Here is a 16,384-nt window from a genome sequence, read left to right as displayed (position 1 = left end):
CGGTGCGGGGGCTGCGTTCTGACCTTCATTCTTCCTCCCGAACTTCCCGTCACGGCGATTCTGCCGGAGCTTCTGGCGACGTTACAGACGCAGCCCAACGCCGTTCTCGTCGCGCCTCCGGGTGCGGGCAAGACGACTCTGACGCCGCTCGCCCTTCTGGACGCACCGTGGCTCGGCACGCAGCGTCTGATCCTCGTGGAGCCGCGCCGTGTGGCGGTGCGTGGGGCGGCCTCGCGCATGGCGTCGTCGCTGGGTGAGAAGCCGGGCGGCATTGTGGGGTTCCGCACGCGCACCGATTCCGCAATGTCCGCCAGAACGCGCATCGAAGTCGTGACCGAGGGTCTGCTTCTGCGTCGCCTGCTGACCGATCCGCTGCTGGAGGGTGTGGGCGCGGTGCTGTTCGATGAAGTGCATGAACGCTCGCTCGATCTGGATGCGGCACTGGCGTTCTGTCTGGACACGCAGCGCGAAATGCGGCCCGATCTGCGGATTCTGGCCATGTCCGCCACACCGGATGGTCGCGCGTTCACAACATTGATGAACGCCCCGCTGATCGAGAGCGAAGGCCGCCAGTTCCCCATCGACATCCGCCATACCCGCGACATTCCCCACATGCGGGACCTGCCGGAAGCCTGCGCCCGCGCGATCCGTCAGGCACTGGCGGAGGAAGACGGCGATATTCTCGCGTTCCTGCCCGGGGTTGGCGAAATCCGCCGCACTCAGGCGCTGCTGGACGGCACGGTTCCGATCTTCCCGCTGCACGGCGAGCAGACGACCGAAGATCAGGACCGCGCCATCGCGCCGTCCGACACGCGCCGCGTTGTGCTGGCGACGTCCATTGCCGAGACGTCCGTCACGGTTTCCGGTGTGCGGATTGTTGTGGATGGCGGTCTGCGTCGCGCCCCGCGGCTTGATCCGAATACGGGCCTGTCACGGCTGGAAACGCTGAAAATATCCCGCGCCACCGCCACCCAGCGTGCAGGCCGTGCAGGGCGGCAGTCTCCGGGCATTGCCATTCGCCTGTGGTCGGAGATGACGCAGCGCAGCCTGCGCCCGCAGGACGCGCCGGAAATTCTCGTGGCCGATCTGACGGATTTCGCGCTCGTCACCGCCGCCTGGCAGGAGGTCATGGGCACGGTTCCGGACAGTCTGCCGTTGCTGGACACGCCGCCTTCCGGCGTTCTGGCGGGCGGACGCGAATTGTTGCGGGAACTCGGCGCGCTGGATGATTCCAACCTCATTACGGCACTTGGCAAACGCATGGCGTCCCTTGGCACGCATCCGCGTCTGGCCGCGATGCTGTGCGCGGCCTGGACCCTGCCGGAGCGCGTGACGGCGGCCTGTCTGGCGGCCCTGCTGGAAGAGCGCGATCCGCTCCGTCCACGTCTGAACCGCCCTTCTGGCCCCACGCCGGGCGCTGATATCCGTCTCCGCTTCGCCCTGTTCGAGCGCGACGACCCGCGCGCGGATCGGGCCAGCCTGTTCCATATGCGTCAGTCCGCAAAGCGCTTCCTGCGCCGGATGGGGGAGCGGGACGTGCCGCTCATCCCGCTGCCGGACCATGCGGGTGCGCTGCTGGCCGCAGGGTTTCCGGATCGTGTTGCGCAGGCGGCGGGCGAGCTTGGGCGTTTCCGTCTGGCAGGTGGGGGAAGTGCCCGCGTTTCGGCCAATGACCCGCTGGCCCGCGAGAAACTGCTGGCCGGGGCGGCGTTCCACACGCGGACCTCTACGGAGATCACGCTCGCAGCCCCGCTGGATGCTGAAAACCTGCCCCAGACCCTTCTGGACCGGACGCGCGAGCAGGTCGAGACGACGCTGGACGGGACATCCGGCCGCATTATCGCCCGTCGCAGGCTCCGCCTGGGCGCACTGGTTCTGCGCGACCGCAACGGCGAGATCAGCCCCGAGGAAGCGCAGAGCCTTCTCTTGCAGCAGATCGCCGCGACTCCGGCGCAGGCCCTGACCTGGACGGAGGCCGGACGTCAGTTTCAGGCCCGCGTGGCCCACGCCCGCGCGACCTATGCGCCGCATCTGCCGGACCTGTCCGATGACGGGCTGGCGGCGTCTCTGGAGTGGCTGGAGCCGTATCTTGCGGGATGTGACCGGCTCGCGCAGGTCCGGGCGCTGGACCTGTTGTCCATCCTGCGTGCGCGGCTGGACTATGCGGATCTGTCTGCGCTGGACCGCAAGCTCCCGCCGCGCCTGACGCTGAAGGCCAGCACACACGACATCGATTATACCGGCGCTGTTCCTACGGTTTCCGCCCGCGCGCAGGCCTTTTACGGTACGGCTCGGACGCCGGAACTCGCGGATGGACAGTTGGCCCTGCAATGCGCGCTGCTGTCGCCCGCCGGTCGTCCGCAGGCGATCACGGCGGATCTGGAAGGCTTCTGGAAAGGAAGCTGGGCCGATATGCGCCGGGACATGCGGGGCCGCTACCCCCGTCATGACTGGCCCGAAGACCCCGCGACAGCAGAGCCGCCGAAACCGCGTTCGAAATCTCAGCAGGGCCGCTGAATCGTCAGGATCTTGGGATGTGGAACAATTCTGTGTTAGCAGATTTGGTATGACGATGTTCCTGTCCTGTTTCCCATGAACCGCACCCTGCAGGCTGCTGCGATCGGTGCCGGAACGGCCACTGTGGTGACGGTGGGGCTGATGCTGGCCCTGCGCGGTCATGGCAACAGCCCGCAGAGCGTTACGCATTCCGTGGAACAGCCGCAGAAGCCCGCAGTCGTGCAGGCTCCCGCGCCGAAAATGCTCCCGACGATCATTCCCGATCGCACCGTTGCGGGCGAGAACACGGACGCACATGGCATCCCCACACAGCCCGCCGTGGTCCCGGCTCCGGCGCCCGCTCTGCCGCCACTTCTGGTTAAATATGGTCCGCTGAGTTTTGCCCCGCTGGTGCGGCAGGTGATCCCGGCCGTGGTCAACATCGCCATTACCCAGAACAGCCCCGATGGTCACGACCATATTCCGCCTCAGATCCGCGGCACCCCGCTTGAAAAGCGCTACCGGGATCGGATGAAGCGCCAGCAGGAAGAAATGGTCGGCGCGGGTTCGGGCTTCATCGTCGATCCGTCCGGGATCATCGTGACCAATCGCCATGTCGTGGGCGGGGCGGACAAGGTCGTGGTATCGTTGTCCAACGGCCATGAAATGCCAGCGCGTCTGCTGGGGGCCGATCCGCTGACGGATATCGCCGTCATCAAGGTCGACAGCCCCGAGCCGCTTCCGCATGTCACCTGGGGTGACAGCCAGCAGACCGATATCGGGGACTGGATTCTCGTCGCGGGCAATCCGTTCGGCTTCGGATCGTCCGTCACGGCGGGAATTGTCTCGGCGGTCGGGCGCGATCTGGGCATCGGGTCGCTCGACGATTTCATCCAGCTTGATGCCCCAATCAACCCCGGCAATTCGGGCGGCCCGGCTTTCAATATGCGCGGGCAGGTCGTGGCCGTGAATGCCGCCATCGTGACGCCTGCAGGAGGCTCGGTCGGGATTGGGTTCGGCATTCCGTCCGAAATCGTGGCCCCGATCGTCGCGGAAATCGAGGCGACGGGTCATGCCGAACATGGCTGGCTCGGCATCACGCTCGATGACGGGGATGCAGCGATTGGCATTGCCGGTGTGGATAACGGTGGCCCGGCCCAGAAGGGCGGTCTACGGCGTGGCGATATCGTGACGCAGGTGGACAATGTGCCCGTCACCAGCGCCCGGATGCTTCTGCGCAGTATTGCGGCGGCGCGTCCCGGCGTGGTCCTGAGCTTTCAGATCCAGCGCGGCAAACACTCTCTGACGCTGCCCATCCATATTGGTCCGCGTCCGCAGGATGCGGATGACTAAGCTGTAAACCTTCAGGAAGCAGGGCAGAAGCCGGTTTGTCTGCAAATTAGTCTTATCGGAGATTCATCCAGAAGAACCATTAACCATGAATGGTTCTTCTGCTGTCTCGTCGTTACTTACGAAATCCAGACAGGCTGGAATCCGCTTCTCAGGATACTTTGGCGAGAACGGTTTCGTAGAGATCGCCAACTGATTTCAGACCGTCAATTTCCCGCGTTTTCAAACGGATGTTGAAGTGCTCTTCGATAGCTACAATGATATTGATCATGGCAACAGAGTCCCACCCCGGAACATCCTGAGCAGTTGTGTCATCCTTCAGAGTAAGATTGGGGTCGTCGAAAACATCTTGAAAGATCTTCGTAATCTGTTCAACAACGTCGTTACGGTTCATTTTTAAAACTCCGAACTTAAGGTAATAGAGGTTGTTGCGGGCATCCATTCCGTTAAAGGAAGGATGTATGACTTTCCTTCTATTCCCCTGTCTTCCAGTAATGTAAAGCCAAGCCGGGAATACATGTCTGCTACCATGCTATTCTTGAGCGTGGGCAGGTACGTTCCTCGAAGCGCTATTGCTCCTCTTGCACGAGCCTGAGCCGCAATAACACTGAGCGTTGCTTCTTCTACACCACGGCCCAGAACCCTGCAGCTCATAAGCCATGTATCAATATCCACAATTCCTTCGGCAGCGTCCCGTCCTATGACAACCGCAATCAGACCATTATCTCCGAAGCGGTCGGTCAAACGGAACCACAGACCAAAAGCCGTGTCATCAGCCATCAGCGCTGTCAGATCGTCCTGACTGTAACGGCGTGTTGTCAGGTTAAACTGATTACTCTTGTTGATAAGCTGTGTAATTCTCGAAAGATTGGTCGAGTTGAACGCGCCATAAATCAGGGTCATGTCTAACCCGTTCAAATAGCTGCCAAGATCCGTAGCGCTTTCTTGTAGGGACTGTCGTTGCAGATTGGCCTGATACTGATCGCTTCGATTGAGATCTTCAGCGCTTAATTCAATGAGGTCAAAATATCCGGCTGCTGCGACCGCATCGGGAACAAGAGTGGGATCTTCTGGTATTTCTGGAACATTGACCATCGGCAAGGCTTCCCGCACCCGGGAGCGTTCAAATGGATTGTCATCCACAAACACTATGGAATCGAGGCCGATACTGAGGCGGGAAGCAATTTCGCGAATATTTTCTGCCTTGTCGTTCCAGTTGGCGACGAAACATCCAATATCTTTTTCGCGCAGGATCATTTCTGGATGTTTTTGAAAAGGCAAACGAGCATTCGCCTCATCGTTTTTAGAACAGACGGCCAGAACGACGCCCCTGCGGCTCAGGCGCAGCGCGAATTCCTGCAAAGCAACAAAAGCTTCGCCTAAAGGGCTTCCCTGCCCAAGCTCGATACCATCCAGACCATCATCCCCGATAACACCTCCCCAAAGAGTATTATCGAGATCAAGCACAAGACATTTCGATGAACGGCCAGCCAGTGCGGCCAGACTGCGGCCCACGAGTTCGCCAAAAGCAGGAGCTGCACTCGGGGCAATTTCCTGTTTGGCACGCCACCAGAGTGATGGATCATACCATGCCTCAAGGCCGTATCGTGTTGCCTCAGCGGCCAGATCGACAAAGATTGCGCCGTGCTTGTGACAGCTTGCGGCCAGAAGTGCATTGATCCGCGTTATGAAATTGGCTGATGAGGACGGAAGAAGAGCTTCTGCGCTTCCCATAAGGCGCGGGAAGACAGGGAGAAAAGACGTCTGAAGAACAGGGCAGCCATAACGGCTTTTTGCTTCACGCCAACATTCTGGAAGCAGCCTCTCAACAACTTCCTGACATGCTGTATCGGCTGCGGCCTGGTCGGCATTGCGTGGCAGAAAACCCGCTATGTGTCGCGCATCCAGAAGCAGAAGAATGAGTGTGGGTGCGAACGCCTTAAGAGCGTCATCATCCTGCCCGAGCTCCTGCCGATAGCTCCCATACTCCCCTGTATGCACAGTGAGCCAGATACCATGCCTCAGAGCCGCAACCCGAAGTGACGGGATCAAATGATTTATTGTGGAAGAGCCGAGAAGCGCAAGACGAACGGGTTTGACGGAGAGATGGGCAGGAGGTTCCGGGAACTGGCGCGTTAAAACGCGGTCCAGCTTCATCGTCCGCATGAAGTTCAGATTATAACGCGCAAGATCCAGCAGCGTATCCCAGTCAGGGGCGGCGTCTTTTGCCTGCGAGAGGCGCTGATCCCAAAGATGACCCTTCGTTGCGACAGTCGGGTCTGGAAGCCAGGCGAGCTGAGGTGTGGACATGTCAATTCATTCCCGTTTGCGGAGTTAAAAGATCAAGGGCGGCTCCGCAGAGGTCCCTCCATTCTTCTACTGATCCTGAATATGCTTCGGAATAAGGCGCGAAATGTGAAATATAACCCCTTAGTAATCCATCTCCCCAATCTTCCACTGTATTAAGATCCGCTTTGCCAGATGCTTGCGTCACTATGAGGATCGGGCAGTTTCCATGTCGTCTGACGGCTCGATAGAGAGCACGGGCTTCATCATCCGTAATAACGTCGTTAGATTTTCGAACGAGGATTTTGGTTCCTTCTTCCAGATCCTCTAAAGTTTTTCTGGCAAGATACCGCAGTTTTTTTTGCTCACTTGTACGCATATCTTCGCGAGATGAATCATGAGCGTAACGATGAGTGTGGAATGTTACGCCGTAACGATTGCTTGTAGAAATCCACTCGCCGTAGGCTTCGTAAATTTCAGTATCGCTTGCTGTTCCGAAAGCACTCAGATCTTCGTCAAATGCTTGTATGAGGTTTTGAATATCCCGTATTCCCCCAAATCGAAACAGATCAAGAGGCTCTAAGCCAACTTCGCGTTGAATTAATCCAAACTCGCAATTGTCACCAAGACTTGTAAATCGTGAGAATAATTTCTGATCATTTATCAGTCTATTTTTGGGGTCGTGTCGTGAAGAAAGAGGGTGCGCATCTAATAAGATACTCTTCAGGCATTCAGTTTGTTTTGATGATAAAGAGACACTATTTGCGAACGGTGTCATGAAGCTGATCTGTTTTTCATCCGTGTGTGTAACGGGAATAACCTCAGTATCCAGAGCGTACACGGTTTGTGAAGTCTCTGTCTCTGTTGCGGATGAAAGTGAGCGCAGACCAGGGAGACCAAATAATTCGATATCAGATGCTGTAAACGCTGCCAGATTGGTTTTGTTTAGATCGGAGGTCTGGAAAGGATTGTTCCAGCTACCCTCACCTCGAAGAGGTTTCTGGATTTGCTCGGGTGGAAAATAAGCAACAGCACCAAAATTGAGGACCCCAAATACCCAGCGATTATCCCAGTCCTGATGCGATGGGCGGATATCGGAAATCAGGAGCAGAACATCACTCCCTAAGACTGTCCTCAGGTAGAAGGAAGCAAGTGTCTCGAATGGAAGATCTGTTTTGTTATGTGCAGAAACATAATCCCACCCATGTTCATGAGCTACCCGATATAGTCTTGGGTCATCAGAATATCCAATGACAACGCCTGGTTTGGCGATGCCGGTAAATTTTTCCAGTTCCTGTAGATGCTTACGCAGAGTTGCTCGGTCCCACGCCCGAACAGCCATGTGAATCCTAAGGTCAGAAAAATTTTTGCATTTCGGGATCACCCACTTCTGATGGTCTAGATCATTAAAACGGACAATTTCAAAAGTATTATCGATGTAATTTACGATAAAAAATGATGCAGCGATGTCTTCAAAAAAAGTATTTTCGGGAAGAGTTATGAACTGCATGAAACGACAGTTGCGAGCTCTGTCACCAAGAATTCCAAGGACATCTGGACTGTAAAGTCCGTAAGAATCAAGGGGATAGTCTATGTCGCCAATATGGAGAAAAATGCTTTTTATTTCTTTTTGATGATTTAAGAACCATCCATCGATTTTAATTTTGGAAAAATCATGATTGGAAAAGTTGAAACTGTCTATTCTATAATCTAATTCAGACATTATTTTTTACCTGTATTGCATTTTATGTGGCACGCTACAACACTCTTTGAGTGCCGTTCAAGGGCGCCGTGTGCGGAGTGGTAGTTTTGTTGAGCCGCGCGGTCAGGGTGCTGAAAATCAAACTTCCAACCCATCATTCATTGTCCCGGTTTACTGTAAGGCTTGGGGTCTGAGCCGCTGTATCAAAGAGGGTATGAATACAGTGCTGTGGGCCAACTGCCTTAGTCAATTTCTGAGTCTTGAAATTTGATTTTATCAGACGGTAATAGAGGCCCCTTAAAATCCTTTGCGTCTCTGGGGAATTGTTCGTGTTTTCACGTTTCTGCGTCTGGACGACGGGGATAGAATGAAGTTGTCTGATTTTTTGATAGCGAAGAAGGTCCTGCTTGCCCGACCGGTCTGAAATCAGCAGTTATTAGATCTTTTCAGATGCAATTTCATTGGTGTTGCAGATCTGATCTTTAACAACTGCCTTTGACGGCGCTCTTCAAGCCGGTATTCTTTCCCGCAAGGAACGGCAAGACTGCGTTCGCAAGGAAGAGAGACAACAATGCGTATCCTGCTGGTCGAAGACGATCCTACTGTCCGTGCTTTCGTGCTCAAGGGGTTGCGGGAAGCCGGGCATGTCGTTGATGAGGCGGATAACGGCAAGGACGGCCTGTTTCTGGCCGTTAGCGAAAACTATGATGTCGTGATTCTGGACCGGATGCTGCCGGGCGGCATCGATGGTCTGCGGATTCTTGAGACTCTGCGCGGTCAGAAGAATGCAACGCCGGTCCTGCTGCTGTCAGCGCTGGCGGATGTGGATGAGCGCGTCGCGGGCCTCAAGGCCGGTGGCGACGACTACATGACCAAGCCTTTCGCGTTTTCAGAACTTCTGGCGCGTGTTGAGGCGCTGGGCCGTCGCGGCCGCCCGGAAAGTGCGCCGCAGACGCGACTGGTCGTGGGTGATCTGGAAATGGATCTGCTCTCGCGCACCGTCAAACGCGGCGGCGAGAAGATCGACCTTCAGCCACGCGAGTTCCGTCTTCTGGAATTTCTGATCCGCCATGCCGGACAGGTCGTGACCCGCACTATGCTGCTTGAGCGCGTCTGGGACTATCACTTCGACCCGCAGACCAACGTGATCGACGTGCATGTTTCGCGCCTGCGCCAGAAGGTGGACAAGCCGTTCGACAAGCCCATGATCCACACGATCCGCAATGCGGGCTATATTCTGCGGGCGGACTGATTGGGAATGCTCCTGCGTAAAGGCCGCCGTCTCGGGCTGTTTCTGAAACGGCGTCTGCGCTGGCCGGTCCGCTCGGCCGGGCTGAATTTCGCGCTGGCCTACGGGCTGGTGTTCGTGATTTCGGCCGGCGCGTTCCTGTCCTTCATTTGGTGGAACACGACGGGCCAGCTTGACCGCCAGGTGGAACTGGCGGTGCAGGTCGATGCGGCTGATTTGTCTCATCGCTGGACGCAGGGTGGGCCACCCGCGCTCAGTCTCGCCATTCAGGACAGGCTGGACCAGAACGTCGATGATGACGAACTCTACCTTCTGGTCGGCCCCGATGGTCGCAAATTCGCCGGAAATCTGCCCGGATGGCCCGTCGTCATTACCCAGATGGACCAGTTTTATGAACTGGCCATCAAGCGCGACGGTTTCCGCACCAACGCCAAAATGCACGCTTATGTCCTGACGCAGGGCTTCCGGATGATCGTAGGGCGCGATGTTCGCGGGCGGCAGCTTGTCCGACACGTTCTGACCGATACGCTGATCTGGGCGTGGGTGATGATCTCGCTACTGGCAGCGGGCGGCGCATTGGTTATCCGCAGGATTTTCCGGCAGGTCGTCCGCTCCATCGCCCGCACGACGGCAGCGGTGGCGCAGGGCGATCTGAGCCAGCGCATCCCCCTGACCGGCAACGAAACTGATCTGGTAGCGCAGACTGTCAACACCATGCTGGAGCGGATCAACCGTCTGATGGAGGGCGTCAAGCAGGTCTCCAATGCCATCGCCCACGATTTGCGAACCCCCATCGCCCGCGCTCGTGCCCGACTGGAAGACGCCAATCGTACCGCCACTTCCGCCGAAGAACTTCATGCGGCGATTGATCGTGCGGTTATGGATCTCGATCGGGTCACGTCAATTTTCGAGGCTCTGCTGCGTATTGCACAGCTTGAGGCGGGCGCCAGACGGGCGGCCTTCACGATTCTGGATGTGCGCTCCCTGTTGGAAGGATTGACCGAGCTTTATGATGCGTCCGTCGAGGATGCCGGGCTCCGGCTGGTCTTCAGGGCCGGGAGCGTGCGGCCCGTGAATGGCGACCCGCATCTTCTGCAACAGGCCGTCGCCAATTTGCTGGACAATGCCATCAAGTTTGCTCCGCCGGACACGGCCATCACCCTCTCGGTGGAGATGCGGGGCGAACGTCTGGCCATCACCGTTGCGGATCAGGGGCCCGGCATGAGCGAAGACGATCTTTGCCGCGCTTCAGAACGGTTTTTCCGTGCCGAAACAGCCCGCAATACGCCGGGGGCCGGGCTTGGCCTGTCTCTCGTACAGGCTGTCATGAGCCTGCATGGAGGCGCGCTTGAGCTGAAAAATGGAGATCAGGGTCTGTCCGCGACTCTGCTCCTGCCGGTCGTGACTCCCGCCGCCAAGGCTGCATGACGGAAGTTTCATGCCCGCCCCACCCTGCGCTTAGCTGGAATGGGCTAGAGAGTCCGTAATGCGCCTTTCCCTTCCTTCGCCGGTGCTTCTCCCGGCTTTCTGTCTGCTCGGCTGTCTGGCCGCGTCGCCAGTCCTGCACCCGGCGCAACACCAGCCGTCAGGGCGCTCGGACGATGCGATTTCTGTTACGTCCGAGACGGCGGAATACTGCGCACGACTGCGCAAAAGCGTGGACGCTGAACTGGCCGCTCCTTCCGGGGCGATTGCGCTGGGGATGATGGAAGATGCGCGTCACCTTCGCGCGCAGGGAAACCTGCTGTGCACACAGGGGCATGTCCGGGCGGGGATCGAACGCCTGCGTCGGGCGTTGGTCCTGCTGAAACACGCTCCTGAGCCGCGCTGACTGACGTTTTCTGCTGCCAGCTTTCGGGGCGTTCCACACGATACCTGCCTTCAGGAGATCCGATGACCCGTCTTTCTTCTCTGATCCGGCCAGCCCCCCTTCTGGTGGCCGCCCTGTTCGTGTCTCCGCTTGCCCTCTCCGGGGCGTTCTCCACAGCACAGGCCGCTGACATGCCCCAGACCACAACACCGTCCACGACCAAGCTTGATTTCAACGTGACAGGCAACGCACACGCCGCGCCAACGGAACTGACGATCCGCCTGTCTGTCCGTGCTGATAGCCCGTCTGCCGCAACGGCCCAGAAGGACGTGAACACCCGCATGGCCGCAGCCCTGAAACTGGCGGGCGGTCAGGCGGGAATTGAAGCGAGGGCCGGGGGATACTCCATTTATGAGAATACGCCCGAACACGCGCCGAAAAGCTGGACAGCCCGACAGGAGCTTGAACTCACCGGCAAGGATTCCGTGCAGCTTCTCGCGCTGGCCGGACAACTCCAGTCGCAGTCCCTGATGCTCGAAGGGATGGACTGGTCGCTGGATGATGCCACTCGTGAGCAGCTCCTGAAAGACGCCCGGACGGCGGCCCTCAAACAGGTCCGTCAGCAGGCGGAGCAGAGCGCGCAGACGCTGGGTCTGCGCCTTGTGCGTCTGAAGGAAGTCCGTATTTCCTCTCAAGAGCCGGGCCCGCGCCCTGTTATGCTCATGGCGGCCCGCATGGCGGACTCCGCACCTCCGCAGCGTAGCCCGGATGAGCAGACCCTCCGCGTGAACGTCTTCGTGCAGGCGGAACTGTCGCAGTAATGGTTCCGTCTGCCGGGACGTCACATGCCATGGTGACGGTCTGGTTCGATGGCGGATGTTCTTTGTGTCGGCGTGAAATCGCTCTGATGAAACGTCTGGACCGGCGCAAGGCCATCCGCTTCATCAATCTTGAGTCGGCGCAGGCCTGTCCACTGGACCGGGAAACCCTGCTGGCCCGTTTCCATGCGGAAGAAGACGGGCATCTGTATGAGGGGGCGGCGGCCTTCGCAGCCATGTGGCGCGCCATTCCCCTGCTGCGACCGATGGGGCTGGCGGCCCGGAACCCGGTCATTCTTACTGTTCTGCAATGGGGATACGGGCAGTTTCTGCGTTTCCGTCCGTTTCTCCAGCGCCTGACCCGTAGGCTGGAGAGCTGAAGCAGTCAGGTCCGGGCAGGAAAACGAGAGATTTTAAGGGTTTCTTAGGGGGCTTTCGATACGACGGAAAAAAAGGAGCCCCCATGCCCAATTCTTTCCGTTTGCTGGCACAGGATATTCTCGCTCTGGCAGATGCAGGCGATGCTCCCGCTGCCTTTGAAAAGCTGAATGATGGTGTCCAGACCCTCCCTCAGGACCCTCATTCTGCATTTCTGGCCGGATGTCTGTACGAACGCCTCAAAGACTGGCAACAGGCGCGCCATTTTTATCTTCAGAGCCTGAATCTGGATATCAATGCCCCGAGGATCTGGCATCGGCTAGGGATTGTCTGTCTGGAAGGAGGGGATCTGGACGGGGCAGAGCGGGCGCTGAAGGTCGCCATTCAGCAAAAACCATCCGAAGCGCCTTATTACGTCGATCTGAGTCTGGTTCAGGCCCGCAAAGGCGCGTTCGATGAGGCTCTGGAGAACGCCATAACCGGCGATTCCCTTTGCCCGGATCATGTTCCGGCCATCAATAATATTGCTCATGCGCTCCAGTGCCTTGGCCGAAGCGAAGAGTCGCTTCCCTACTATGACCGCGCCATTGCTCTGGCGCCGGAAAACGGCGTCTGTCGCTTCGGACGGGCCGTCAGTCTTCTGAAAATCGGAAATTTCGAGGCTGGATGGCGGGAATATGAATGGCGCTGGCGGTGCTGCCAGACGCCGCGCACGGATCTTTCCATCCCGCAATGGGAGGGGGAGGACCTGACGGGCAAAACCATCCTGATCCACCATGAACAGGGCTATGGCGATACGCTTCAGTTCATCCGTTTTGTGCCACTGCTCAAGGCGCTTGGGGCGACGACCGTGGTGCAGGTTCCGCCCACGCTCGTCAGACTTCTGGAACGGATGGAAGGCATTGACCGCGTCGTTTCGGCACTTGATCCATCATTGCCTCTGGATCTGCATTGCCCGCTTGTCGGCCTGCCGATGCGTCTGGGTCTGACACCGGACACGGCTCCTGAATGTCCGTATCTGTCCGTACCTGTTGAAGAACAGGAGCGCGTTGGTGGTGCGTTGCGACAGGGTGTGGTGCGGACCCCTGAGCAGCCTGAACTGATTGTCGGCCTGGTCTGGAACGGCGACCCCCGGTCTCATGATCCCGTCGCCACACAGGTGGACCGGCGTCGGAGTGTCCCTCTGGAGAAACTCGCGCCCATGATGGACATGCAGGGGGTCCGGTTCGTCAGTTTCCAGCTTGGGGCCGCGAAAAACCAGATTGCCGAGACCGGCTTGCCTGTGATCGATGCGACGAACGGTATTGTGGATTTCGCGGATACAGCGGCCGGGCTCTATGGCGTGGATCTGCTGATCAGTGTTGATACGTCCATGGTGCATCTGGCTGGCGGGCTTGGCCGGCCTGTCTGGATGCTCTCGCGGAGCGATGCCTGCTGGCGCTGGGGGGAAACCGGTTCCACGACGCCGTGGTATCCCAGTATGCAAATCTTCCGTCAGCCCTGCTCAGGAGACTGGGAGACGCCGGTGGCCGAAATTACGGATATGCTGCGGCAGTTTGTTGCGCTTTACCAGACGCACCTCGCGGCTGAAGCCGCCTGAGGCGCAATCCATAAAAAAAGCCGACCATTCCCGAAGCGGAAGTGGCCGGCTTTTTATTCGCAGGATGAAAGCACCCCTTAGCGGGGAGCAATCACCATCAGCATCTGGCGGTTTTCAAGGCGGGGCATCTGCTCCACCTTCGCCTTTTCTTCGACTTCCTGCCGGATACGCTCAAGCATCTTGATGCCGAGTTCCTGATGGGCCATTTCGCGGCCCTTGAAGCGCAGGGAAATCTTGACCTTGTCGCCTTCGTCAAGAAAGCTGTGGATGGCCTTGAGCTTCGTCTGGAAGTCATGCTCGCCCGTACCCGGACGAACTTTCACTTCCTTGATCTCAACGACCTTCTGCTTCTTGCGGGCTTCGTTCTTCTTCTTCTGCTGCTCATACTTGAACTTGCCGTAGTCGAGAATTTTCACGACAGGAGGAACAGCAGTCGGGCTGATTTCCAGAAGATCGAGACCCACCGAAAAAGCGCGCATCATGGCATCCCGGGTCGTCATGATGCCCTGCATTTCGCCTTCTTCGTCAATCAGACGAACCTGCGGAACACGGATTTCCTCGTTGACGCGCGGTCCTTCACGGGTGGGCGCGGCCTGCATCGGCGGTCTAGCTATGGTCAGCTCCTGTCATCAGTTTCGTTCGGGCCCGGCAACCTGCATCCGCCTTTATGAAGAAAGGCGGGATACGGCCATTTCCGATCCCGTTCCTTCTGCACATAGTCCTGCCTTACGCGCGGTGCAAGGGGATTACGTTCAATCCTTTGTCGTACGTGCGATGTCAGGGGCCTGAGCCTCTTTCGCGAGAGCCGTAACGGCTTCGTCAAGCGACAGGATTTCCTGCGTCGCGCCGCCCAGACGCCGCATGGCGACTTTGCGTTCCTCGGCTTCGCGACGACCGACGACCAGAATGACCGGAACGCGCGCGAGGCTGTGTTCGCGGATCTTGGCGTTGATCTTGTCGCTGCGGATGTCGGTCTCGACCTGGAGTCCCGCAGCCTTGAGGGTCGCAGCCACTTCGTTGGCGTAATCGCCAGCATCGGAGACGATGGACGCCACGACAACCTGCGTGGGCGCCAGCCAGAGCGGGAACTTGCCAGCATACTGCTCGATCAGAATGCCGATAAAGCGCTCGAAACTGCCGAGGATCGCGCGGTGCAGCATGACCGGGCGATGACGGTTGCTGTCTTCGCCGATATAGGACGCATCCAAACGCTCGGGCAGAACGTAGTCCACCTGAAGCGTGCCACACTGCCAGTCACGACCGATGGCATCCGTCAGCACGAATTCGAGCTTCGGACCGTAGAACGCGCCTTCGCCCGGATTGTACTCGTATTCGACGCCTGCGATCTCACAGGCTTTCTTGAGCGAGCCTTCCGCCCGGTCCCAGACTTCGTCCGAACCCGCGCGCGTTTCCGGGCGGTCCGAGAATTTCACACGGAAGCTCTCGAATCCGAGGTCGGTGTAAACTTCGGCCAGCATCTTCACGAATTTCGCGGTCTCGTCCGCAATCTGCTCGTCCGTGCAGAAAATATGCGCATCATCCTGCGTGAAGCCACGCACGCGCATGATGCCATGCAGCGCGCCCGACGGTTCGTAACGGTGACACGCGCCGAATTCCGCCATCCGCAGCGGCAGCTCACGATAGGAGCGCAGGCCGTGACGGAAGATCTGCACATGGCACGGGCAGTTCATCGGCTTGAGTGCGAGGGTCTTGTCCTCGTCCTCGACGCTCGCGATGAACATGTTCTCGCGATATTTGTCCCAGTGGCCCGAAGCCTCCCAGAGCGCACGATCCACGAGCTGCGGGGTGCGGACTTCCTCGTAGTTGTTCCGCTCCTGTGCGCGACGCATGTAATCCTGAAGGACCGTATAGAGGCGCCAGCCCTTGCGGTGCCAGAAGATCTGCCCGACGGCTTCTTCCTGAATATGGAAGAGGTCCATCTCGCGGCCGATGCGGCGATGGTCGCGCTTTTCGGCTTCCTCAAGGCGCAGGAGATGGGCGTCCAGCTCCTTCTTGTCGCGCCATGCGGTGCCGTAGATGCGGGTCAGCATGGGGTTGCGATGGTCGCCGCGCCAGTAGGCCCCGGCCACGCGCATCAGCTTGAACGCCGTGCCGACATCGCCAGTGGTGCGCAGATGCGGGCCGCGGCACAGGTCGAGCCATTCGCCCTGACGGTAGATCGAGATCTGCTCGTCTTCCGGCAGGTCCTGAATCAGTTGGGCCTTGAAGTCCTCGCCCTTCTCTTCAAAGAAGCGGATGGCCTCGTCACGGTCCCAGACCTCGCGGACGAACGGTGTGTTGGCCGCCACGATCTCGCGCATTTTTTCTTCGATGGCCGGGAAGTCTTCCGGGGTGAACGGCTTCTCGCGGGAGAAATCGTAATAGAACCCGTCCTTGATGCTCGGCCCGATCGTGACCTGCGTTTCAGGCCACAGGGATTGCACGGCTTCGGCCAGAACATGCGCCGCGTCATGGCGGATCATTTCCAGCGCGTCCTCATCCTTGCGGGTGACGAACTTCACGGACGCGTCGCTGCTGATTTCGGTGCTGATATCGACGGGCTTGCCGTCCACTTCCATCGCCATGGCGGCCTTGGCGAGGCCCGGTCCGATGGAGGCGGCGATCGTCGTGCCCGTCACCGTCCCGTCGAATGTGCGGACGCTTCCGTCGGGGAGTGTGATGGCGGGCATGGAGA

Annotated in this window: 13 protein-coding genes; 8 read left to right on the top strand and 5 right to left on the bottom strand. The window is 58.5% G+C overall.

What is annotated here, in order from left to right; translation table 11 throughout:
* Positions 1–18: 18 nt before the first annotated feature.
* The gene (gene hrpB / locus HKD21_RS02220) at positions 19–2,517 is read left to right on the top strand and encodes an ATP-dependent helicase HrpB (protein WP_194254101.1); all 2,499 of its coding nucleotides are present in this window, start codon (positions 19–21) and stop codon (positions 2,515–2,517) included.
* 75 nt (positions 2,518–2,592) lie between these two features.
* A complete protein-coding gene (locus HKD21_RS02215; RefSeq protein ID WP_194253948.1) occupies positions 2,593–3,849 on the top strand; it encodes a S1C family serine protease in 1,257 nt (418 codons plus the stop codon).
* Between the two features lie 148 nt (positions 3,850–3,997).
* Here HKD21_RS02215 and HKD21_RS02210 read toward each other — a convergent pair whose 3' ends face one another.
* Genes HKD21_RS02210 through HKD21_RS02200 form a run of 3 tightly spaced genes read right to left on the bottom strand, consistent with a single transcriptional unit; the run spans position 3,998 to position 7,855 of the window.
* Positions 3,998–4,240: an acyl carrier protein gene (locus HKD21_RS02210; protein WP_194253947.1), complete on the bottom strand. Its 243-nt coding sequence runs from the start codon at positions 4,238–4,240 to the stop codon at positions 3,998–4,000.
* A gap of 2 nt (positions 4,241–4,242) precedes the next feature.
* Positions 4,243–6,156, bottom strand: a complete 1,914-nt coding sequence (locus tag HKD21_RS02205) for an HAD-IIIC family phosphatase (protein WP_194253946.1) — start codon at positions 6,154–6,156, stop codon at positions 4,243–4,245.
* Between the two features lies 1 nt (position 6,157).
* Positions 6,158–7,855 (bottom strand): hypothetical protein, encoded by a 1,698-nt coding sequence (locus HKD21_RS02200; protein ID WP_194253945.1) that lies wholly within the window; start codon positions 7,853–7,855, stop codon positions 6,158–6,160.
* Positions 7,856–8,405: 550 nt separating this feature from the next.
* Here HKD21_RS02200 and HKD21_RS02195 point away from each other — a divergent pair.
* The 6 genes from HKD21_RS02195 (at position 8,406) to HKD21_RS02170 (ending at position 13,689) form a co-directional block, all read left to right on the top strand.
* Positions 8,406–9,086: a winged helix-turn-helix domain-containing protein gene (locus tag HKD21_RS02195; RefSeq protein ID WP_011252400.1), complete on the top strand. Its 681-nt coding sequence runs from the start codon at positions 8,406–8,408 to the stop codon at positions 9,084–9,086.
* Positions 9,087–9,092: 6 nt separating this feature from the next.
* A complete protein-coding gene (locus HKD21_RS02190; RefSeq protein WP_194253944.1) occupies positions 9,093–10,511 on the top strand; it encodes a sensor histidine kinase in 1,419 nt (472 codons plus the stop codon).
* A 58-nt stretch (positions 10,512–10,569) separates the two neighbouring features.
* Entirely contained in the window at positions 10,570–10,914 is a 345-nt protein-coding gene (locus HKD21_RS02185) for a hypothetical protein (RefSeq protein ID WP_194253943.1), read from the top strand.
* A 62-nt stretch (positions 10,915–10,976) separates the two neighbouring features.
* Positions 10,977–11,714 carry an SIMPL domain-containing protein gene (locus tag HKD21_RS02180; protein WP_194253942.1) on the top strand — a complete coding sequence of 246 codons (738 nt, stop codon included), beginning with the start codon at positions 10,977–10,979 and terminating at the stop codon, positions 11,712–11,714.
* Complete coding sequence (locus tag HKD21_RS02175; RefSeq protein ID WP_228120727.1) at positions 11,714–12,091, top strand: thiol-disulfide oxidoreductase DCC family protein; 378 nt, start codon at positions 11,714–11,716, stop codon at positions 12,089–12,091. Before HKD21_RS02180 ends, HKD21_RS02175 begins: the two co-directional genes overlap by 1 nt.
* Before the next feature lie 83 nt (positions 12,092–12,174).
* On the top strand, positions 12,175–13,689 hold the full coding sequence (locus tag HKD21_RS02170) for a tetratricopeptide repeat protein (RefSeq protein WP_194253941.1): 1,515 nt from the start codon (positions 12,175–12,177) through the stop codon (positions 13,687–13,689).
* Positions 13,690–13,766: 77 nt separating this feature from the next.
* On the opposite strand, the gene infC is transcribed toward HKD21_RS02170, so the two are convergent.
* Both infC and thrS read right to left on the bottom strand, forming a co-directional pair.
* A complete protein-coding gene (gene infC, locus HKD21_RS02165) occupies positions 13,767–14,288 on the bottom strand; it encodes a translation initiation factor IF-3 (RefSeq protein WP_194253940.1) in 522 nt (173 codons plus the stop codon).
* Between the two features lie 153 nt (positions 14,289–14,441).
* Positions 14,442–16,379 (bottom strand): threonine--tRNA ligase, encoded by a 1,938-nt coding sequence (gene thrS, locus HKD21_RS02160; RefSeq protein WP_194253939.1) that lies wholly within the window; start codon positions 16,377–16,379, stop codon positions 14,442–14,444.
* Positions 16,380–16,384: the final 5 nt, after the last annotated feature.

Origin of the sequence: Gluconobacter cerevisiae (genome assembly GCF_015244675.1) — a bacterium.
GTDB lineage: Bacteria > Pseudomonadota > Alphaproteobacteria > Acetobacterales > Acetobacteraceae > Gluconobacter > Gluconobacter cerevisiae.
Note: the sequence above shows the minus strand (reverse complement) of the source record. Positions and strands in the feature narration are given on the sequence as shown.